Origin of the sequence: Clostridium sp. CAG:265 (assembly GCF_000436575.1) — a bacterium.
GTDB lineage: Bacteria > Bacillota > Clostridia > Clostridiales > Clostridiaceae > Clostridium > Clostridium lentum.
In genome coordinates, this window is the sequence record NZ_FR886585.1 from 1 (window position 1) to 23401 (window position 23401).

Annotated in this window: 18 protein-coding genes and 2 other annotated features; of the genes, 14 read left to right on the top strand and 4 right to left on the bottom strand. The window is 30.0% G+C overall.

What is annotated here, in order from left to right:
- Window positions 1–283: 283 nt before the first annotated feature.
- Both Q5O29_RS02130 and argS read left to right on the top strand, forming a co-directional pair.
- A complete protein-coding gene (locus Q5O29_RS02130) occupies window positions 284–1324 on the top strand; it encodes a helix-turn-helix domain-containing protein (protein WP_022211375.1) in 1041 nt (346 codons plus the stop codon).
- Window positions 1325–1397: 73 nt separating this feature from the next.
- Window positions 1398–1615, top strand: a binding site (T-box leader).
- A 48-nt stretch (window positions 1616–1663) separates the two neighbouring features.
- A complete protein-coding gene (argS, locus tag Q5O29_RS02135; protein WP_022211376.1) occupies window positions 1664–3421 on the top strand; it encodes an arginine--tRNA ligase in 1758 nt (585 codons plus the stop codon).
- Between the two features lie 210 nt (window positions 3422–3631).
- Here argS and asnS read toward each other — a convergent pair whose 3' ends face one another.
- Together asnS and Q5O29_RS02145 are read right to left on the bottom strand one after the other, a co-directional pair.
- Window positions 3632–5026: an asparagine--tRNA ligase gene (gene asnS, locus Q5O29_RS02140; RefSeq protein WP_022211377.1), complete on the bottom strand. Its 1395-nt coding sequence runs from the start codon at window positions 5024–5026 to the stop codon at window positions 3632–3634.
- A gap of 51 nt (window positions 5027–5077) precedes the next feature.
- Window positions 5078–5311: a binding site (T-box leader), on the bottom strand.
- Window positions 5312–5473: 162 nt separating this feature from the next.
- The gene (locus Q5O29_RS02145; RefSeq protein ID WP_022211378.1) at window positions 5474–6172 is read right to left on the bottom strand and encodes a metallophosphoesterase; all 699 of its coding nucleotides are present in this window, start codon (window positions 6170–6172) and stop codon (window positions 5474–5476) included.
- A 137-nt stretch (window positions 6173–6309) separates the two neighbouring features.
- On the opposite strand from Q5O29_RS02145, the gene Q5O29_RS02150 reads away from it, so the two are divergent.
- A complete protein-coding gene (locus tag Q5O29_RS02150; protein WP_022211379.1) occupies window positions 6310–7386 on the top strand; it encodes a Xaa-Pro peptidase family protein in 1077 nt (358 codons plus the stop codon).
- A 35-nt stretch (window positions 7387–7421) separates the two neighbouring features.
- On the opposite strand, the gene Q5O29_RS02155 is transcribed toward Q5O29_RS02150, so the two are convergent.
- Both Q5O29_RS02155 and murC read right to left on the bottom strand, forming a co-directional pair.
- Window positions 7422–8240, bottom strand: coding sequence for a purine-nucleoside phosphorylase (locus Q5O29_RS02155; RefSeq protein WP_022211380.1), 819 nt, complete (start codon window positions 8238–8240; stop codon window positions 7422–7424).
- Window positions 8241–8268: 28 nt separating this feature from the next.
- Window positions 8269–9645: a UDP-N-acetylmuramate--L-alanine ligase gene (gene murC, locus Q5O29_RS02160; protein ID WP_186835486.1), complete on the bottom strand. Its 1377-nt coding sequence runs from the start codon at window positions 9643–9645 to the stop codon at window positions 8269–8271.
- A 250-nt stretch (window positions 9646–9895) separates the two neighbouring features.
- Here murC and purR point away from each other — a divergent pair, with 250 nt between their 5' ends.
- The 11 genes from purR (at window position 9896) to spoVT (ending at window position 23298) form a co-directional block, all read left to right on the top strand.
- Window positions 9896–10711, top strand: coding sequence for a pur operon repressor (gene purR, locus Q5O29_RS02165; protein WP_022211382.1), 816 nt, complete (start codon window positions 9896–9898; stop codon window positions 10709–10711).
- Between the two features lie 120 nt (window positions 10712–10831).
- Complete coding sequence (spoVG, locus tag Q5O29_RS02170; RefSeq protein WP_022211383.1) at window positions 10832–11113, top strand: septation regulator SpoVG; 282 nt, start codon at window positions 10832–10834, stop codon at window positions 11111–11113.
- Between the two features lie 211 nt (window positions 11114–11324).
- Complete coding sequence (glmU, locus tag Q5O29_RS02175; RefSeq protein WP_022211384.1) at window positions 11325–12695, top strand: bifunctional UDP-N-acetylglucosamine diphosphorylase/glucosamine-1-phosphate N-acetyltransferase GlmU; 1371 nt, start codon at window positions 11325–11327, stop codon at window positions 12693–12695.
- 59 nt (window positions 12696–12754) lie between these two features.
- The gene (locus tag Q5O29_RS02180) at window positions 12755–13717 is read left to right on the top strand and encodes a ribose-phosphate diphosphokinase (RefSeq protein ID WP_022211385.1); all 963 of its coding nucleotides are present in this window, start codon (window positions 12755–12757) and stop codon (window positions 13715–13717) included.
- Window positions 13718–13898: 181 nt separating this feature from the next.
- Window positions 13899–14585 carry a response regulator transcription factor gene (locus tag Q5O29_RS02185; protein ID WP_022211386.1) on the top strand — a complete coding sequence of 229 codons (687 nt, stop codon included), beginning with the start codon at window positions 13899–13901 and terminating at the stop codon, window positions 14583–14585.
- Window positions 14585–15988 (top strand): HAMP domain-containing sensor histidine kinase, encoded by a 1404-nt coding sequence (locus Q5O29_RS02190; protein WP_022211387.1) that lies wholly within the window; start codon window positions 14585–14587, stop codon window positions 15986–15988. Before Q5O29_RS02185 ends, Q5O29_RS02190 begins: the two co-directional genes overlap by 1 nt.
- Window positions 15989–16015: 27 nt before the next feature.
- The gene (locus tag Q5O29_RS02195; RefSeq protein ID WP_022211388.1) at window positions 16016–17128 is read left to right on the top strand and encodes a S1C family serine protease; all 1113 of its coding nucleotides are present in this window, start codon (window positions 16016–16018) and stop codon (window positions 17126–17128) included.
- A 124-nt stretch (window positions 17129–17252) separates the two neighbouring features.
- Window positions 17253–17828, top strand: a complete 576-nt coding sequence (pth, locus tag Q5O29_RS02200; RefSeq protein ID WP_022211389.1) for an aminoacyl-tRNA hydrolase — start codon at window positions 17253–17255, stop codon at window positions 17826–17828.
- 23 nt (window positions 17829–17851) lie between these two features.
- Complete coding sequence (mfd, locus tag Q5O29_RS02205; RefSeq protein WP_022211390.1) at window positions 17852–21358, top strand: transcription-repair coupling factor; 3507 nt, start codon at window positions 17852–17854, stop codon at window positions 21356–21358.
- Window positions 21359–21458: 100 nt separating this feature from the next.
- Complete coding sequence (locus tag Q5O29_RS02210; RefSeq protein ID WP_022211391.1) at window positions 21459–22511, top strand: peptidylprolyl isomerase; 1053 nt, start codon at window positions 21459–21461, stop codon at window positions 22509–22511.
- Window positions 22512–22749: 238 nt separating this feature from the next.
- Complete coding sequence (gene spoVT / locus Q5O29_RS02215; protein WP_022211392.1) at window positions 22750–23298, top strand: stage V sporulation protein T; 549 nt, start codon at window positions 22750–22752, stop codon at window positions 23296–23298.
- Window positions 23299–23401: the final 103 nt, after the last annotated feature.

Genomic DNA, 23401 nt, shown 5'->3' on the forward strand with positions numbered 1-23401 from the left:
TTTGACTTTTTGTGTCCAAAATATTGACATAAGACCAGTTCACAAGAAATGAATTATAAGATTAGATAGTTTCACTTTCAATTCACTGATAATCAGGAATTTATAGGGGAGATTAAAGTATAAATTGTATAACTTTTATATTAATTATTTATATTAATTAACTCATGGTTAAATTTTTATCTTTACAATTAACTACAGCTCAATTGTTTACATTAAAATATCTTGTTAAAATAATAATACCAAAGGCTTTTGATATTATTTAAAATGAGAGGTTAATAATACTATGAAAATAAATGATATTATAAAGAAAAAGAGAATTACACTAGGAATGACACAGGAGCAAGTTGCAGATTATCTTGGTGTTTCAACACCAGCAGTGAATAAGTGGGAAAAAGGTGGCTGTTATCCTGATATAACATTATTACCAGCACTAGCTAGGCTTTTAAAAGTAGATTTAAATACATTACTTTCTTTTAATGATGACTTATCAGAGAAGGAAATAGGTAATTTTTTAAATGAATTATATGAAGTTGTAAGCACTAAAGGTTTTAATACAGCATATGAAGTAGCTATTGATAAGATTCAGCAATTTCCTAATTGCTATAAGTTGATTCTAAGCACTGCAACCATGTTATCAGGAATGATTTGTATGTTTGGAGTAGATAATAGAGAATACTATGAAGGACAAATAGAAGCTTTATATGTAAGAGTGCTAGAAAGTGAAGACTTAGAGGTTAAAAATGAGGCAACCTCTATGCTTATAAATAAATATTTAGAGAGAAATGAATATAAAAAAGCACAAAGCTGTATAGATAAATTACCTACTGTTACATATGATAAAGATAGGTTACAAGGAAGACTTTATATTAAAAAAGGTGAGTTTGATAAGGCCTCTGAACTTTTTAGCTATAAGTTAATAGAAGCAACCACAGATATTTTTACAATATTAATATCCATGATGGAAATAGCTTTAAAGGATGGTAGAAAAGAGGATGCCAAATATTTTGCAGAGATTTTAGACAAAACAACAGATTTATATGACCTATTGGATTACAATGGACAAGTTGGATATTTCAAATTATACAGTGATGAAAAAGATGCAGATAACTTTGTAATTGTACTTAAAAAAATGCTAGAAGCAATGAAAAAGCCATGGAACCCATCAAAATCTAAACTATATGCAAATATGAAGGTTAATCAAAGTGAAGAAGGATTTGAACAATTTATTGATACCTTTGTAAATACTCTGAAAAGTGATGTTGAAGGTGAACTAGGTTTTGTAAAAAATAATGAAGAATTTAATGAATTAATAAACAATATTTAATAAATAAAATAATAATTTGATTTTTCATTAAATTTGTTTTATCATATATTTTATATTAATATTAAGAAGAATAAAAAATTCTATGAAAAGAAGAGTACTTATTTATAATTATCTACTAGCGAGTAAGAATAGAGTGGAAGTCTTATAAGATATGAAATAAGGAAGAGGAACTTGGAGAAGCTACCTGAGCATTTATATGTAAGGGTGTGACGTTAACTGCGTTAAAGTTTTGAGTGAACTAGAATTTTCTAGTTAAATTGAGTGGTACCACGGAAATATTCCGTCTCTTTGTATTATAAAGAGGCGGTTTTTTTATATTAAAAAAATAGGAGGCAGATTATGAAAATATTTATTGATCAAATCAGCGATATAGTTAAAGATGTTTTTGAAGGACTTGGATATGACAGGGAATCAGGAAAGGTAACTGTATCAAATAGACCAGACCTTTGCCAATATCAATGTAATGGGGCGTTACCTAATGCTAAGAAACATGGAAAAGCACCAAGAGTTATAGCAGAAGAAGTAGTAGCTAAATTAAAAGAAAATAAAATTTTCTCTAAATTAGAAATAGCAGGACCTGGGTTTATTAATATAACAATTAATGATGAGTTCTTAATTGATTATATTAATAAGATGAACAAGGATGAAAAATTTGGTACTTCACCAGCAACAGAAATTAAAAAAATAGTTGTAGATTACGGTGGAGCAAATGTTGCTAAGCCTTTACATATAGGGCACTTAAGATCTGCAATCATTGGTGAAAGTATTAAGAGAATTGCTAAATACTTAGGACATGATGTTATTGGTGATGTTCACTTAGGAGATTGGGGTCTTCAAATGGGTATGGTTATTTCAGAAGTGGAAAGAAGAAATCCAGAATTACCATACTTTGATGCAAGCTTTGAAGGAGAGTATCCTGCTGAAGCACCATTTACAATAGATGAGCTTGAAGATATATATCCATATGCAAGTAAGCTTGCTAAATCAGATGAAGTTGTAATGGAAGCTGCTAAGAAGGCAACAGTGGAACTTCAACAAGGAAGAAGAGGATATGTTGCTTTATGGAAGCATATCTTAAATGTATCAGTTGCTGACTTAAAGAAAAATTATGGAGCATTAGATGTAAGCTTTGAATTATGGAATGGTGAAAGTGATGCACAAAAATTAATTCCAGATATGGTTAAGGAATTAAAGGAAAATGGATATGCACATGAAAGTGAAGGAGCTTTAGTTGTTGATGTAAGTAAAGAAGATGATAAAGCACCTATTCCACCACTTCTTTTATTAAAATCTGATGGAGCGTCACTATATGGAACTACAGATTTAGCTACAGTTGTAGAAAGAGTTAGAGATTTAAGAGCTAATGAAATAATATACTTAGCTGATAAGAGGCAAGGACTTCACTATGAACAATTCTTTAGAGCAGCAAGAAAATCAGGAATTGCTAGGGAAGATATAGTATTAGACTTTATTGGTTTTGGTACAATGAATGGAAAAGATGGTAAGCCATTTAAAACTCGTGAAGGTGGAGTAATGAGACTTGCTGACTTAATAAGCATGATTAAAGAAGCTGGTAAAGAAAAACTTAAAGATAATAAAAATATAACAGCAGAAGAAGTTGAAGAAATATCATCAAAAGTAGGGTTAGCTGCTTTAAAATATGGTGATTTATCAAATCAAGCTTCAAAAGATTATATCTTTGATATAGATAGATTTGCTTCATTTGAAGGAAACACAGGGCCATATATTCTTTATACAATAGTAAGAATTAAGTCTATCTTAAATAAAGCTGCCATGGATATTTCTAATGTATCTATAGATATACCAACAACTGAAGCAGAAAGAAACTTAATGCTTCAAGCAATTAAGTTCAATGAAATGATAGAAAGCAGCTTTAGAGATAGAGCACCTCATAAGGTATGTGAATATATATATGAATTATCCAATAACTTCAATAAATTCTACAACGATACAAGAATAATATCAGAAGAAGATGAAGCTAAGAAAGCATCATGGCTTGCATTAATAAATCTTGTGAAAAACATCTTAGAAGAATGCTTAGAATTATTAGGTATGGAAAGCGTTGAAAGAATGTAGTAAAAATGAAAAATTAAAACTGAATAATTTAATTTTTTATAAAAAAAAGCACCTTCAACAGGTGCTCTTTTAAATAATGGGGGGATGGGAACCTGTTTTTACACAGGTTTATATCTACATTTATAGTATTGACTTTATTAATAAAATTATACAAAAAATAAAAAATAATTTTAAAATAAAAAGAGCACTAAAGTGCTCTTTTTACAATATTTAGAAGTCGGATTGACCAGTTGTTCTTGGGAATGGTATTACATCTCTGATGTTAGACATACCAGTTATGTACATGATAAGTCTTTCAAATCCTAAACCAAATCCAGCATGTTTAGTTTCTCCATATTTTCTAAGTTCTAAGTACCACCAGTAATCTTCTTCATTAAGATCTAATTCAGCCATTCTTGTCTTTAAGACATCAAGTCTTTCTTCTCTTTGGCTTCCTCCTATGATTTCACCTATTCCTGGAACTAAACAATCAGTTGCAGCAACAGTTTTTCCATCATCATTAAGTCTCATGTAGAATGCCTTGATATCCTTTGGATAATCTGTAACAAATACTGGCTTCTTGAAGATTTCTTCAGTTAAATATCTTTCATGTTCTGTTTGAAGATCAATACCCCATTCAACTGGATACTCAAAATCTTTTCCACAGTTTTTAAGAAGTTCAACTGCTTCTGTATAAGTAACTTTACCGAAATCTGAAGTTACTATATGATTTAACTTATCTAATAATCCTTTTTCAATGAATTGGTTGAAGAAAGCCATTTCTTCTGGACATTCATCCATAACGTATTTAATTACGTATTTTAACATGTTTTCAGCAAGTTCAATATTATCATCTAAATCAGCAAATGCTATTTCAGGTTCAATCATCCAGAATTCAGCTGCATGTCTCGCTGTATTTGAATTTTCAGCTCTGAAAGTAGGACCAAATGTATAGATATTTCTAAATGCTAAGGCATAACTTTCACCATTTAATTGTCCTGAAACTGTAAGGTTAGTTTCTTTGCCAAAGAAATCTTCTTTGTAATCAATTTTTCCATCTTCAGTTTTTGGAATATTATTAAGATCTAAAGTTGTAACCTTAAACATTTCTCCAGCACCTTCACAGTCACTTCCTGTTAAGATTGGAGTATGAGTATATACAAATCCTTGATCTTGGAAGAACTTGTGGATTGCATATGCTGCTACAGATCTTACTCTGAATACTGCTGAGAAAGCATTACTTCTTGGTCTTAAGTGAGCAATTGTTCTTAAGTATTCAAAAGTATGTCTTTTCTTTTGTAATGGGTAATCAGAATCTGACATACCTTCTATTACAACTTCTTTAGCTTGAATTTCAAATGGCTGTTTAGCCTCTGGAGTTTCTACTAAAGTACCAATAACTTTTATTGATGAGCTGATTGGTAATTTTGAGATTTCTTTAAAGTTTGATAGGTTGTTATCAAAAACCACCTGAATATTTTTAAAGAAGCTACCATCATTAACTTCTATAAATCCAAATGCATTTGAAGCTCTTAAAGTTCTTATCCAACCAGAAATAGCAATTTCTTTAGTTAAATATTCTTGAGAATTTCTGTAAAGTGATTTTACTAAAACTACGTCTTTCATAATTTACCTCCTAAAAATTTTTATAATAAAAAAACCTCTCATCTCCATAAATAATGGGACGAAAGGATAACTTACGTGGTACCACCCAAATTGCCTATATTAAGGCCACTTAGTGCATAATGCAAAATTAATAACGGATTAAACCCGTCTAAGCCTACTAAAGTTTTACTGGTTCGGTTAGAAACTCCGAGATGTTCTTCACAAATGATTTCGTATAAGGCTTACACCATCCCTTATTCGCTAAAAACTACCTTCAAATGCTACTCTTCTCTTCATAGTAATTACGATATTTATATTTAATAATTCGATTTTACAATAGTTTGCTAACATTTGCAACTTAAATTCATAATATAATAGCTATTTATGGCTACTTAAAATAAATAAATTAACGTGAAGGGTACATTCATTGTTTAACTAAAGTAGAGCATCTTTCAATGCTCTATTTTATTACTCTTGTCCTGTTTCATATGAGTTTACTATGGCTGAAGGGAAGTTTAACATAGTACAGTCTTTCATGATTCTTTTGTATTCATATTTCAGTTCTCTGATAGTAACATCAATTTTACCTAAATTGTTAATATCTAATATTGCGTATGTAATATTAGGTCTACCTATTTTAGGTTTTCCAATACTTCCTATATTAACAATAAGTTTATCATTAAATTTTTTTATATATGGTATATGAGTATGAGCACAAATTAAAACATCATCTTCAAAGTTTTCCATAACTTTTTTTGTGTTTTCTGCATCTTCAAATAGGTATTCATTTATTAAGTTAGGACTTCCATGAGTAAAGCATAAATTAATACCGTTAACTGTATATTTTAATTTTTCAGGCAATGAATCTAAATAAAATTTATTTGAAGTTCTTAATTCAGAGCATGTCCAAGGTAAAGAAAAAGAGTTAATTTCAGTATTTCTTATATAAGTATAAGCACCATCCACCACTGAAGCATCATAATTACCTTTTATACAAGGAATTTCTCTTCTCTTTATTAAAGCAATAACTTCATTAGGATGAGGTCCGTAACCTACAAAATCTCCTAAGCATACTATCTTGTCTACTTTTTGATCATCTATATCTTCTAATGCTTTCATTAATGCGTATATATTTCCATGAATATCTGATATGGCTGCTATTTTCATTTTTAAATCCTCCAATGTATTTACTAAGATAATTATATCATTAATTATAATTTTAGTGACAAAAATAGAAGTGGATATTATTGAAAATATAAAGTATTATTATAGAAAGAATTGATAGTGTTTTGGAGGTGTTTTTTATGAAAAATAGTAGAGTAAATAAGGTTTTAGAAGGAATGATGAGAGAAGGATTATCACAAATGATAATTACATCTCCAGCATCTATATTTTATTTAACAGGAAAGTGGATACATCCAGGTGAAAGAATGATTGCTTTATATATAAATAAAAATGGCAATCATAAAATGGTTATTAATAGGTTATTCCCTGTATATGAAGATTTAGGTGTAGAAATGATTTGGTATGAAGATACTGAAAATCCTATAGACCACTTAAATAAATGTATTGATAAGAATGAAATTTTAGGAATAGATAAAGATTGGCCAGCGAAATTTTTAATACAACTTATTAATAGTAATGTAGCTAAGGGATTTGTTAATGGTTCGCCAATTATTGATAGAGTAAGAATGATTAAAGATGCTGAAGAGATAGAAATAATGAAAGCATCATCAAAAATAAATGATGCAGTAATGCTTAAGCTTTGGAATAACTTAGAAGTAGGTAAATCTGAAAAGTATTATGTAGGTCTTTTACAAGAATTATATGAAAGTGAAGGAGCATCAGGATTTTCATTTTCTCCAATAATAGCCACTAGCCCTAATGGTGCAGATCCACATCATGGCACAGGCAAGGACCTTATCAAAGATGGCGATAGTATTGTTTTAGATATTGGTGGAAAATATAATTCTTACTGTTCAGATATGACGAGAACAGTATTTATTGGAAAAGAGCCAAGTAAAGAACATGCTGATATATATAATATTGTAAAGAGTGCTAACGAAAAAGCTATTTCAATCATTAAAGAAGGTGTGAAGTTCTCAGATATAGATAATGCAGCAAGAAATCTTATTAAAGATGCTGGTTATGGAGAGTATTTTACTCATAGAACAGGTCATAGTATTGGAATAGAAGTACATGATTTCGGTGATGTAAGCGGAGTAAATCATGAAGAAGTAAAAGCAGGCATGATATTCTCAGTAGAACCTGGAATATACCTAAAAGACAATATAGGTGTAAGAATAGAAGATTTAGTATTAGTGACAAAAGATGGTTGCGAAATACTAAATTCAGTAACTAAAGAAATAGTTGTATTATAAAAAGCTAAAAAGCTGTACCGCAAGGTACAGCTTTTTTAAATTGTTTTAACTATTCTATTCATTAAATTAATGAAGTTAGTTTTAACTTTTGTAGAAGTTTCCATAACTTCTTCATGGCTTAAAGGCTGATCTAGTATTCCAGCAGCCATGTTAGTAATGCAAGAGATTCCCACAGTCTTTATACCAGAGTGGTTTGCAATGATAACTTCTGGAACAGTAGACATACCAACAGTGTCACCACCTAAAATTCCAACCATACGAATTTCTGCTGGAGTTTCATATGTTGGACCAGATAGCATCACATAAACCCCTTGCTTTAAGTTTAATCCTAAATCTTGGCCTGCTTCTAATACTTTATTTCTTAGGTCTTTGTTATATGCTTCAGACATATCAGGGAATCTTGGACCAAACTCATCAAGATTTCTACCAATTAAAGGATTTGTACCAGAAAGATTGATATGGTCATTAATAATCATTAAATCTCCAGGGTTTAAATCTGTATTTACAGCTCCACAAGCATTAGTTACAACAAGTTTAGAAACTCCTAAAAGCTTCATAACTCTTACAGGGAAGGTAACTTCTTGCATTGAATATCCTTCATAGAAATGAAATCTTCCTTGCATAGCTATAACTTGCTTTCCTTCTAATAAACCAATTACTAGTCTTCCTTTATGTCCTTCTACAGTAGATGTAGGGAAGTTAGGAATATCGGCATAGTCAAAGAATTCAGCTTGCTCTATTGTATCAGCTAAAGAACCAAGACCAGAACCTAATATTAATCCTATTTCAGGGGTATATTTGCTTTTGCTTTTTATAAATTCAGCAGCTACTGATATTTTGCTTAATAAATCCATTAGTATCACCTCTTAAGTTTATTTTTTATTAAGAATTAAGTAGAAGTTCTCCTACTTTAACAACATCTCCAGCTCCTACAGTAAGAACTAGATCATCTTTTTTAACTTTATTTTTTAAGTAGTTTGCTACTTCTTCATGGCTATGAAGATTTATGCAGTTAAAACCTTTTGCTCTTATAGAATCACCAAGTTCATCTGATGAAACAAGACCAGTATCTTTTTCACGGGCAGCATAGATATCCATTAGGATAAGCTCGTCAGAATCTTTAAAGCAAGTAGTAAAGTCATCAAATAAAGTTTTTGTTCTAGTATAAGTGTGTGGTTGGAATACACAGTATACTTTATTATGAGGAATAAGTTTTGCTGTATTTAAAGTGGCAGCAATCTCTACTGGATGATGAGCGTAATCATCAATTATAGTAGCACCATTAAATTCTCCTTTGTATTCAAATCTCTTATGAGCACCTTTGCAGGCAGCTAAGCCATTAATAACAGCTTCATTAGGAATTTCTAAGATTAAAGATGTACATATTGTTGCTAGAGCATTTAGGATATTATGTCTTCCTGTTGTGCTTAAAGTAACATCAAATAATTCCTTATGATGATGGAATACAGTGAAAGTAGCACAACCCTTATTGTTAAATGAAATATTACCAGCTGTAACATCGCCTTTATCAAATCCGTAGCTTAAAGTTTTACATTTTGCATAGTTAAGAACTTCCACTACTCTAGGATCTTCTGCACAACCTACTAGATATCCGTCATCAGGGATTAAGTCAGAGAACTTTTTAAAAGTATCTTCAATATGATTGATATCTCTGTAATAATCCAAATGATCAGCATCTATGTTAAGGATAATACCTATGTAAGGGTAGAATTTTAAGAAAGATGCTTTATATTCACATGCTTCTGTTACAAAGTATTCACTTTCGCCAATCTTATAGTTTCCATGGATAGCATCAACATCTCCACCTACAAGGATAGTTGGATCTAAGTTTGCTTCAATAGTTATGTGGGAAAGCATAGAAGTAGTAGTGGTCTTCCCATGAGTACCAGCAATAGCTACATTATACTTATGTCCTTTCATGATATAGCCTAAGAATTCAGCTCTATCCATCAATTCTATGTTTTGAGCTTTGGCTTCTATTAATTCTGGATTATCAGCAGGAATTGCAGCTGTGTAAACAACTAAGTCAACGTTTCTTAAGTTTTCTTTTTTATGTCCAATATATATTTCAGCATTAGCTTCTCTTAATTTATTTAAAACTTCAGATTCCTTAGAATCAGAACCAGAAACTCTATATCCTTTTGTTAGTAGTATAGCAGCAAGTCCGCTCATACTTACTCCACCAATTCCAATGAAGTGGACTTTCTTATGTTTATCGATATTTAAGTCAAAAGCCATCATATCAACTCCTTTATATAATCTATCTATAATTATATACAAAATTTACAATTTGAACATATAAAATAATAAATATATGAAAATATATATTGAAAAAAAGGGGATAAGGCAATTATATATATTTAGAAAGATTTTTAAAATTAGTGAGTAAAACTATTGATAATAAGCTATATTTAGAATAAAATATGAATATTATAGGGTAGAAAAAATATGAAAGTTCGTGATGAGGCATATAAAGAAAGGAGAAAAAATGGAAAAATTAAGCAGAAATAATAGGGTTGTAATCATTACTAAGATTTTAGTTGAAAATCCCAATAAGGTAATAGGCTTAAATAGATTTTCAGAATTATTAAATGCAGCTAAGTCAACAATAAGTGAAGATATAGTTATTGTTAGAGAAGTACTAGAAAAATTAGAAATGGGTAAAGTTGAAACTATATCTGGAGCAGCTGGAGGAATAAAGTTCATTCCTCAAATGGGCGTTAGTGCTAAAGAAGAGTTTGCTAATGAATTATGTGATGCACTTATGGAAGAAGGAAGAGTTGTTCCAGGTAACTTCATCTATTTAACAGATATAATGTATAATCCACAAATAATAAGTAAGGCAGGTGTCATATTAGCTTCTTATTTCAAATCAATGGATGTAGATTATGTTGTGACAGTTGAAACAAAAGGTATTCCACTGGCTTATGAAGTTGCTAAGAGTTTAGGTATAGAGTTAGTAATTATAAGAAGAGAAAATAAAGTTACAGAAGGGCCTACTGTTTCTATTAATTATTTATCAGGCACAAGTGGAAGAATACAACAAATGTCTTTAGCAAAGAAATCTATGAAGCCTTCTAGCAGATGTGTATTTATAGATGACTTCTTAAGAGGCGGCGGAACAGCTCAAGGGATAACTGATTTATTAAAAGAATTTGATAGTGAATTAGTTGGTACTGGGGTGTTAGTTGATAATATAGGTGTTGTCAATAAGAGAGTAACGGATTATGTTTCAATCATCGATATTGAGTATATAAGTGAAGACGGTAAGATAAAAGTAACTCCTTCCAATCTAATAAAATAAGAAAAAACCAGTTGTTTGATATATTTTTTTGTAAAATTTAAAAAAAATTAAGTAAAAAAAAGGATTTTTAAACTTTTTATAGAAATATATTTATATAAAAGCAACTGGAGGTGGAGTGAAATGACAATCACAGACGTTAGAGTTAGAAAAATAGCATCAGAAGGAAAAATGAAAGCTATTGTATCTGTGACATTTGATAATGAATTTGTAGTACATGATATTAAGATTATTGAGGGGCAAAATGGTTTGTTTATAGCAATGCCAAGCAGAAAGACACCAGATGGTGAATTCAAAGATATTGCACACCCAATCAATACTGAAACAAGAGAAAGAATACAAAGTGCAATTTTAGAAGCTTATGAAAAGGCAGTTTCTGAAGAAAGCCTAACTGTAAGTGAATAAAATTTATATCAAATATTAATTAAAAAGAGGCATAGCCTCTTTTTTGTTAAAATAAATATAGTATATTATTTCATTATAGTTAAATGTAAGCTATATATATTTTATAGAGGAAGGTTGAAATCAAAACGTTAATGAAATATAATATATTAAGGTATGCGAACAATAAATGGATAAAATGAAATTTTGTCCTCATAATTGAAGAGGTGAATTTATGTATAAGTGTGCTCTTATTTTAGCAGCAGGGCAAGGGACAAGAATAAAATCTGATTTACCAAAGGTATTACACAAAGTTTGTGGAAAAGAAATGGTTAATCATGTTATAGATACATTAAGAAAGGCAAAAATTGAAGATGTAAATGTTATTGTTGGAAAAGGTGCAGAATTAGTTAAAGAAAAAACTAATAGCAGAAATGTTAGCTATTCACTTCAGACAGAACAGCTTGGAACAGGTCATGCAGTTAAAAGTGCTATAGAGTTTTTAAGTGGGAAAAAAGGAACTGTAGCAGTTTTTTGTGGAGATGCTCCATTGATAACAGAAGAAACGATAGGAAGATTATTTAATGAACATATCAATAATGAAAATAGCACAACACTTTTAACATCTATATTAGATGATGCTACAGGGTATGGAAGAATCATCAGAGATGGAGAAGAAGTCCTTAAGATAGTTGAACATAAAGATTGTAATGAAGAAGAATTAAAGGTTAATGAAATGAATGCAGGAGTTTACTGCTTTGATATTGAAAATCTTTTAAACTCTTTAGAAAAATTATCTAATAACAATGCACAAGGAGAATACTATTTAACAGATGTTATAGGGATTCAAAAAAGCGAAGGTAAAAAAGTTGGCGCTGTTGTTGTTGATTATGAAGAAACAATTGGTGTAAATTCAAGAAGACAGCTGGCAGAAGTTGAAGAAATACTAAGAAACAGAATAAACAACAGACATATGGATAATGGAGTCACATTAATAAATCCAAGTGTTACGTATATAGGTGCTGATGTAGAAATAGGCAAAGATACTATTATATATCCAGGAAATACTATTGAAGGTGTAAGTAAGATTGGAAGTGGGTGCATTATATATCCAAATTCAAGAATAAATAATAGTGTCATTGAAGATAATGTTCAAGTAGAAAGTTCTGTAATAATAGATAGTAAAATAGGAAGTTATACAACAGTAGGTCCATTTGCTTATATAAGGCCAGAATCTATCATAGGAAGCCATGTTAGAATTGGTGATTTCGTTGAAATAAAGAAATCAACAATTGGCCATAATACGAAAGTATCACATTTAACATATGTTGGTGATGCTGAAGTAGGAGAAAATTGTAATTTTGGCTGTGGAACAGTAACAGTTAATTATGATGGAAAAAATAAAAATAAAACAATAATAGGAAACAATAGTTTCATTGGATGCAATACTAATCTTATATCTCCAGTTAAGGTTGAAGATAATACTTATATTGCAGCAGGATCAACAATAACTAATGATGTAAAAGAGGGCGAACTTGCAGTAGCAAGAGCTAAGCAAAGAAACATTGAAGGTTGGGTTGAAAAAAGAGGGTTAATTAAAAAGTAAGTATTCTTACTTTATAATATAAATAGCTAGACAGCCAAAATAAGGAGGATCTAATAAGTATGATAGCTCATGGAAAAAACATAAAAATATTCGCAGGTAATTCACATCCAGAATTAGCAGAAGAAATTGCAAATTTATTAGGATTGACATTAGGAAATTCAAAAGTTTCAACTTTTAGTGATGGGGAAATATCAGTAGATATAAATGAAACAGTTAGAGGAGCAGATGTATTTATCGTTCAATCTACTAGCAGCCCAGTAAATAACAACTTAATGGAGCTTCTAATCATGATAGATGCTTTTAAAAGAGCATCAGCAGGAAGGATAACAGCAGTTATTCCATACTATGGTTATGCAAGACAAGATAGAAAGGCAAAATCAAGAGATCCAATTACAGCTAAGTTAGTGGCTGACATATTAACTGCAGCAGGAGCAGATAGAGTATTAACAATGGATTTACACGCATCACAAATTCAAGGGTATTTCAATATACCAGTAGACCATTTATTAGGATCACCAATATTGGCAGAACATTTCATTGAAAATGGATTTGAAGAACAAGATGATGTAGTTGTTGTATCACCAGATCTTGGAAGTGTTACAAGAGCAAGAAAATTTGCAGATAAGCTTCATGCACCAATTGCTATAATTGATAAAAGAAGACCTAAGGCAAATGTTTCTGAAATAATGAACATTATAGGAGATGTAAAAGATAAGAGATGTATACTTATCGATGATATGATCGACACTGCTGGAACTATTGCCAATGCAGCAAATGCATTAAAAGACTTAGGTGCTAAAAATGTATATGCATGTTGTACTCATGGTGTATTATCAGGACCAGCTTTTGAAAGAATAAATAATTCTGCTATTGAAAAGCTAGTTATGTTAAATACAATACCATTACCAGAAGACGAGCAAAATTTAGAAAAATTCAATTCAATATCTGTTGCGCCTATATTTGCAGAAGCTATTAGAAGAATTTATGATGATAAGCCAATAAGTAAATTATTCGAAAACTAATTACATAAAATAATCTTCAAGTTATAATTAATTTGAGGATTATTTTTTATTTTAAAATTATAGCAAGATTTCTTTAAAATAATAAATATAAAAAAATGTAACAAATGTTAATTTTATAAGAAAAGTAAGGTAGTTTGCTAGGTTTTAGGATAGAATATTTTTATAAGGATGGTGTAAGAAAATGGACGATAAGTTAGGAAAAATCTTAATTGTAGATGATGATGAAAATATAAATGAGCTAATAGACATGTATTTAAAAAGCTCAGGTTATGAAACAAAAAAATGTTTTAATGGGCTAGATGCTTGTAATATAGTTACTAATGATAATATAGGATTAGTAATTTTAGATATTATGATTCCAGGAAAAGATGGTGTGGAAGTACTGAAATTTATTAGAAAGCAAAGCAATGTACCAGTGATAATGCTTACGGCAAAAGGTGAAGTCTTTGATAAAGTACTTGCTTTAGAACTAGGTGCAGATGATTATATGGTAAAACCTTTTGATCCAAAGGAGCTTTTAGCAAGGGTAAAGGCTGTAACTAGAAGATATAGTCCAGAAGTTAAAAATAATGATGTTATAAAGTTTAGTGATCTTACTATTGATATAGGAGGATATGAAGTAATTTATAGGGATAATATGGTAAAGCTTGCACCGAAAGAGTTGGAATTACTACACTACATAGCTAGTTCTCCCAATAAAGTATTTACTCGTGAACAACTGATGTATGAAGTTTGGGGATATGATTATCCAGGGGATTCAAGAACTGTAGATGTCCATATCAAGAGGCTTAGAGAAAAACTAAAAGGCGGAGAAACATGGGAGGTACAGACCGTATGGGGTGTTGGATATAAGTTTGAGGTGAAGTAATGTCAAGGAAAGAAAGTATAAACCAAAGGATAATAGTCACCTTTATTTCTGTTACAAGTATAGTGTTGATTTTTCTAGGTTCAATTATGACGATATTATTTAATAAAAATTACCACAGTACAAAATTATCAAATTTAGAAAAGCAGATGGGTATAATTGAGAATTCCATAAATAATTATTTAAATCAACAGGATGGTTCATATAGCCAACTTAAAGAAATAATAAAGATGGCCTGCATATCAACTAATACTGAAGCTATAATTACCGATAGGCTAGGATATGTATATTTAGTGAATGGGGAAGATTATCAGAATTTAATGTATAGCAAAATTAAATTAAATACAGAGTCTTTATCTTCCAATATAGAATTTAAGAAAGAAGTATTTAAGGTAGATAATGCTTCAATAAAGGGATATGTAAAAGCTATATATGAAGATGGTGAAATTGATGGATATATGATTATGGTTATGCAAAATGAAAGTGAAAGAAATTTTAATATGTTTATTATTTGGATAACAGTTATCATTGAAATAATAATCTCTGCAATAGTAATTAAAATAGTAACTAATCAGATAATCATAAGGCCAATAGATAATATTAATAATGTAGCTAAAAGGTTAGCAAAAGGTGAAGTAGAAAAGAGAGTAGTGGTAAATTGTAATAATGAAATTGGAGAGTTAGCAGAATCATTTAATATGATGGCAGAATGCTTAGAGAAGTCAGATACAAAAAGGAGAGAATTTATATCAAATGTATCTCATGAGCTAAGATCACCAATTACGTCTATAAAAGGATTTATTGGAGGTATTTTAGACGGAGTAATTCCAAGAGACAGAGAAAATTATTATCTTAAAATTGTTTATGATGAAGTAGATAGACTAGCAAGGCTAGTAAATGATTTATTAGATATGTCGGCTATGGAGTCAGGAAAATTTAATTTGGCAATTACTGAATTTGATATTAACCAAGTTATAAGCCTTTGTATTTTAAACTTAGAGCACAAGATTCAGGAAAAGGGGTTAAATGTTAAAGCCACATTCCACAATAACAGGGCTTATGTATTAGGTGATAGGGATAGAATAATACAAGTAGTTACAAATATTATTGAAAATTCAATTAAATATAGTAATGATGATGGCGAAATAAAGATAGATGTATATTCTAAAGGAGAAAAAATATATGTAGATATATTTAATTCTGGAGAATGTATAGAGGAAAAAGAACTTAATAAGATATGGGATAGATTTTATAAAAGTGATAAATCAAGAACTAATAAGCTTAGTACTGGATTAGGGCTTCCTATAGTAAGGTCTATATTATCACAACATAATGAAGATATATGGGTGAAGAATATAGAGGGAAAAGGTGTTAGCTTTATATTTACGCTAAAGAAATCTCACTAAAAGGGAATTGTTTCGGAGGTGTAATTGATGGATGATAATGTTGATAGAAAAACTAAAGAAAATGATAAGATCTATAAGATAATTTTTGAAAAGAAAAATACTCGTACTAATATACGCATAGGAATTAACTTAGGAATTATAGTAATAATAGCATTAATAGTATTAAGTGTATTTTTAAATTTTATTATTAAATATAAATACGGAGATGTTATTGAAGAAGTTAAAAATACAAAATTTAATAAAAATAATATGATTATTAGTGATTATACTTCAGTGGTAAAGAAAGTATCAAAGTCATTGGTAACTATAACTGAAGATAATGGAGAAGCTAATAGTGTTACAGGCGTAGTCATAACTGAAAGAGGAGTAATACTAACTAATTATTCAGGAATCAAGGATATGGAACACTTAAATGTGATCTTTAATAATGATGAAGAAGAATCTGTAGAGGGAAAGCTTTTATTAAAGGATGAAGAATTTGATTTAGCACTAATTCAAGTAGATTATGAAGGGAATATTCAGGCTATTAAGTTGGCTGATGAAGATAGCATTGTGGAAGGACAGGGAATAGCTGTATTAGGCAGTGTATACTCTGAAGGTCAAAAAATAGAAAGTATTATTCCAGGAATAATTGTCGCTAGGTATAATAAGTCAGGAAAATACGATACTTTAGTAGAAGAATGTACCTTGCTTCAAATAAGTGCACCTATTAACTTAAATAATACAGGTGGTCCTATATGTAATGCTAATGGTGAACTTATAGGAATAGGTAGTCTTTATCTTACTGAAAAATTTGGTTTAGAAGGCGTTTATTATGGTATTGAATTGAAAAACTTAGATAATATAATAAATTCAACATCAATAATAAAAGAAGTATTAGGTATTACAGAAGGTGGAATATTGATGGATATAGAGCATCATAAACATGGTTTTTATGTTGGACAATTGAAAAAAGTCGGAAATGCATATAAGTCTGGTATTAAGCCAACAGATATCATAGTATCAATTGAAGGCGTTAATATATCTAATATTAATGGAATAACTGAAATGTTAAATTCTAAAAATAAAGGAGATACTATATCTTGTGAAGTCTTAAGTGATGGAATTATAAAAGAAGTAGAAATAAAAATATATAATTAATATATAAAAGGATATTTGGTGATTTATGCTAAGTATCCTTTTATTAAATTTATTATTATTTTATAAAAGGAAAAAATGGTATAATATAAAGTAGATTATTTTAGTACAGAGAGGAATTGACAGAATGTATTTAGTAGTAGGATTGGGAAATCCAGGTAAAGAATATGAGGGAACAAGACATAATATAGGATTTGAAGCCATAGATTATTTAAGTGATAAGTATAATATAGAATTAAATAGGGAAAAATTTAAAGGTGTTTTTGGTGAAGGATTTATTCAAGGTAAAAAGGTAATTTTATTAAAACCAACTACATATATGAATTTAAGTGGAGATAGTATAAGGGAGGTAGCTAATTTTTATAAGCTTTCTAATGAAGAAATTATTGTCTTATATGATGATATAAGTTTAGCTATTGGAAGGCTTAGGGTAAGAGAGAAAGGAAGTCATGGAGGACATAATGGGATAAAGAGCATTATAGCTAATTTGGCAACAGATGTATTTCCAAGAGTTAAAATTGGTGTGGGAGCACCAAAAGGAGATTTAGTTTCGCATGTTTTAGGGAAATTTTCTAAAGAGGAAAATGAAGTTTTAGATAAGACATTAAGGGCAGTAACAGAAGCTGTGGAAATAATGATAGATAAAGATACTAAGGAAGCAATGAATAAGTGTAACGGATTTGATGCTTTAAAGTGTGTTTAAACTTTTAAGGAAGGTGTGTATAAATGAGATTACAGGGGGTAATGCAGCCCTTAAGGGATAATATGAAATTTAAATCAATAACTGAGAAAATTTCAGAAAAAACATTCCCTATAAATATATATGGCATATCGGAATCAGGTAAAAGCTACATTATAAATGGAATATTTGAAGAGAATGATAATTCTATGGTGATAGTAACTCATAGTGATGTAGATGCCAAAAATTTATATGAAGATTTAAGTTTTTATACAACGGATGTTTTTTATTTTCCAGTGAGAGAAGTAGTATTTTATAATGTAGATGCTATTTCAGGAGATTTAAGATGGGCAAGGCTAAAGGTAATAAAGGAAATATTACAAAACGAAAGAAAGAAAATAATAGTTACTTCTATAGATTCACTTACATCTTTATATACTCCTAAAGAGTATTATTTAAGATATAGTATGATAATAAAGACGGGAGATAATGTTGATTTAAAAGAAATATCTAAAAGTCTTCTTCAGTGTGGCTATGAAAGAGTAGAAGTTGTTGAAGGAAAAGGTGAATTCTCATTTAGAGGAGGGATACTTGATGTATTCCCTCCTACATCAGCATACCCATATAGAGTTGAATTGTTCGGTGATGAAGTAGATTCAATAAGGACATTTAATACAGAATCCCAAAGAAGTATTGAAAAGGTAAAGGAATTTAGTATTTTCCCTTCTAAAGAGGTTATTGTAGATGATGAAGGTAGAAATAGGGCAGTGCAAACTATTAATGAAGAATTAAAAAATATAGTTGCTAATGTATCTAATTTAAATAAAGAAAGTGTAGAAAAAATAAAGGGAATAGTAGGAAAAAATATTGAGTTACTAAATAATACTTATTATTTTGAAACCATTGATAGTTATTTACCATTTTTCTATGAAAAATTAGATAGTTTCTTTGATTATTTAGATGGATATACTTTTATAGTAGATGATTTTAAAAGAAGCTTAGGAAAAATGGATAGTATTTATTATGAATTCAATGAAAATTATATATCATTCCTGCAAAGAGGAGACATACTTCCACTACAAAATAATCTTTTATTAAATAAAGGAGAACTGGAATCTAAATTAGAAAATAGTAGCCTTATAACATTAAGTTCATTCTTAAATAAAAGTGACAATTTATTTAATACTGTAGATATTGGTTTTGAGGAAATTACATTAAATAAATATAATGGACAGTTAAATTTACTTATTGAAGATATTGAGGAGCGTAAGGAAAAGAAATATAAAACTGTCATACTTGCAGGAACAAGACCAAGAGGCGAAAGGTTAGTGAAAACCCTTATGGAAAAAGGGATTTCCAGCACATATAAAGATTCAATAGATAAAATTGAAGCTGGAGAAGTAGTAATTACTTTTGGTAATCTTATAAGAGGATTTGATTATCCAGAATTAGAACTTAGTATTATTTCTGATAAAGATATTTTTGGTGAGACAAGAAGAAAACATTCTGGCAAGGCAGTAAAAAGAAAAGGTGTTGCTAAAATAACTAGTTTTGCAGAGTTAAAACCTGGTGATTATGTAGTTCATGCAAACCATGGAATTGGTATATATAAGGGAATTAAGCAAATGGTAGCTGGTGGAACCACTAGAGATTATCTAGATATTGTTTATGATAAAGGCGATAAGTTATATGTTCCAGTAGATCAGCTTGATTTAGTACAAAAATATATTGGTAGTGAAGGAAATTCACCAAAGATTAATAAGTTAGGTGGAGCAGAATGGCAAAAGGCAAAAGCAAAGGCAAGAAAATCTATCAATGAAATTGCTCAGGATTTAGTGAAACTTTATGCAGCAAGAGCAACGCTTAAAGGCCATAGCTTTGGAAAAGATACTGAGTGGCAGAGACAGTTTGAAGATGAGTTTCCATATGAAGAAACACCAGATCAATTAGCATCATTAGAAGAAATAAAAAGTGATATGGAATCAGATAAACCAATGGATAGATTGCTTTGCGGAGATGTTGGATACGGTAAGACGGAAGTTGCCATAAGAGCTGCTTTTAAAGCTGTAATGGATGGAAAACAGGTTGCTTTCTTAGTGCCAACCACTATTCTAGCAGAGCAGCATTATAATAATTTTATTAAAAGATTTTCTGATTTTCCTATAAAAATAGATATGATAAGCAGGTTTAGGACACCAAAGCAACAAAAGGCAACACTTCAAGCTTTAAAGGAAGGTAATGTTGATATATTGATAGGAACTCATAGGCTTGTATCAAAAGATATTGTATTTAAGGATTTAGGATTACTAGTTGTTGATGAAGAGCAAAGGTTTGGTGTTTCTCAAAAAGAAAAAATAAAAGGTATGAAAAAAAATGTGGACGTACTTACATTAAGTGCAACTCCTATTCCAAGAACACTTCATATGTCCCTTACAGGAGTGCGTGATATATCAGTAATTGAAACACCACCAGAAGATAGATATCCTATTCAGACGTATGTTGTGGAACAAAATGATCAGCTTATAAGAGATGCCATACTTAGAGAAATAAGTAGGGATGGTCAAGTTTATTTTGTATATAATAGAGTGCAGAACATTGATAGTATGGCTAACTATATTAGAGATCTTGTACCTGAATGTAAGGTTGGGATTATGCATGGTAAAATGACAGAAAAAGAGTTAGAAACTGAGATGATAGCCTTTATGAATAAGGAATATGATGTTTTAGTATGCACTACAATTATTGAAACTGGTATTGATATATCAAATGTTAATACAATGATTGTGCATGATGCAGATAAGATGGGACTTTCGCAGCTTTATCAATTAAGAGGAAGAGTTGGAAGAAGTAATAGGGTAGCGTATACTTACTTTATTTATACTAAGGACAAGATACTTACAGAAGTAGCTGAAAAAAGACTAAAAGCATTAAAGGATTTTACTGAACTTGGATCAGGATTCAAAATTGCCATGAGAGACTTAGAAATAAGAGGAGCTGGAAATATGATGGGGTCATCTCAACATGGGCATATGGCGAGTATTGGCTATGATTTATATTGTAGAATGTTAGAAGACACCGTAAAATTAGTAAAGGGTGAAATTGAAAATGAACCTATAGAAACATCAGTAGATATGAAGGTGGATGCATTTATACCATCATCATATATAACTGATGAAATTCAAAAGATAGAAGTTTATAAAAAGATTGCCGCCATTGAAGATATCAATGATTTTATGGAAATAAAGAGTGAATTAGAAGATAGATATTCAAATATTCCTGATTCAGTGTATAACTTGATGGATATAGCATATATCAAGAGCCTATGTAAAGGCTTATATATTGAAGATATAAAGGAAATTGCTAAAGAGTTAAGGTTTAAATTTGTTAAGGGATATAAAGGCTTCGAAGGTATATATAGTGTTTTATTGAAGCAATATAAAGATGATGTGATATTGTACTTTGGAGAAACGCCATCATTTGCAATAAAGTTAGATAATATAAAGAAAGAAGCCGCATTAGAATATTATAAAAAATTATTAGAAGATATAAGTTAAAATTCACAAAAAAAATACACTATAAAAATTGAATAAAAGCAATAATACTGTTATACTTAGACGTAGATACTTAAAAAAGATGTAAAGTGAGGGAGTAACTTTGGGAAAAGTAAAGAAATTAGTAGCAGCAGCTATGGTATCTGTTATGTCATTATCAGTTGTAGGCTGCAATATGATAGAACAAACAGCTGAATCAAAAGCTAAGACTGTATTAGCTAAAGTTGGAGATACTAATATAACACTTGGAGATGTTGATTCAGAGTTAAAGGCTGATATAGACAATTTAAAACAAACTTATGGGCAAGATTATGAATCATCTATACCTGACTCTTTAAAAGAGCAATTAAAGACTGTAAGAACTCAAGTTTTAAATCAATTAGTTAATGAACAGATAATGTCTCAAAAAGCAAAAGCACTAAATTTAATTCCTTCAGATGAAGAATTAGAAAGTAAAATAAGTGAGAAAACAGAAGAATTAAAAGGTGTTTATGGTGGAGAGGAAGCATTCAAATCAGCTTTAGAGTATTATGGATATACTGATGAAACTTTCAAAGAATTTATGAAAACTCAAGTAATTAGTGAAATAGTAACAGAATATATGACTAAAGATGTTACTATATCTGATGAAGAAGTGGAAAAATACTATAATACTAATATAGCTAATTACACAACAAAACCATCTGCTACAGCAAACCATATATTATTTAAGTCTAATAATGAAGATAAGGAGGCAGCAGATGCTGAAGCTCTAGCTCAAGCTAATGAAGCAAAAGCTAAAATTGATTCAGGTGAAGTTACTTTTGATGCATTATTTGAAAAATACTCAGGAAATAAAGCAGCAGGAGTATATCCTATATCAGAAAGTTTAGGAACAGTTGAATATGATAAATCTGGTTATGATACAGATTTCCTAGCAGGACTTGAAAAACTTGGAGAAGGTGAAATTTCAGCTCCAGTTAAAAGTTCTTTTGGGTATCATATAATAAAAGCTACAAATGTTGTGAAAGAATCAACAGTTAAAAGTTTTGATGAAGTTAAAGACAGCATTAAAGAAAAGCTATTAACTGAAAAGAAGAAAGAAGTTTATAATACTAAATTAGAAGAGTGGAAAAAAGAATTAAAAGTTAAAACTTATGAAGATAAGCTTTCATAATTAGTAGTGCAGGAGTAGTTTCCTGCACTATTTTTTTGAATAAATATAGATAAAAATTTCTTGAATTTATTATTCATTACTGAGAATTCAGAATTTAAATATGTTGGAATAGGTTAGAATTAAACCCTCTCTAGACTACCCATTATAAATAATGGGTATAAGTGCATAAAATTTCTAATACTCCAAATAATAATAGCGTAAATACTAGTCAAATGAAAAAGGGAGGTAGCTCGTAGAAATGAAAGCCACTGGAATTGTAAGACGTATTGATGATTTAGGAAGAGTAGTAATACCAAAGGAAATAAGAAGAACTTTAAGGATAAGAGAAGGAGATCCTTTAGAAATTTTTACAGATAGAGAAGGTGGAGTAATATTAAAGAAATATTCTCCAATTGGTGAATTAACTGATTTCTCAAAAGAATATGCAGAAAGCTTACAGCAAGCAATTGGACATATAATATTAATAGCAGATAAAGATGCTTTTGTTTCAGTAAGTGGTGCATCAAAGAAAGATTATATAGAAAGAAAAATAAGTAATGAATTAGAAGGAATTATGGATGGGAGAAAAGCCACTTTAATTGTTGAAGAAGGTAAGACAATACCTTTACATAACGATGAAGATGTAGGAGAGTATAGCAATCAAGTTATAGCACCTATCATAGCTGAAGGTGATGCTATTGGTGCAGTAATGATACTTTCTAAAACTCCTGGAGAGAAATTCAGCGAGATAGAATTGAAACTTGCAGAAACAGCAGCAGCTTTTTTAGGAAAACAAATGGAACAATAAAAGTAATTAACATACAAAGAAAACTTGCGGTGAAAGGAGGAAAAGAAAAAATAAAAGGCATAATACCTCTAGGCTTGAAATAAGAATTAATTAGTAATATAAG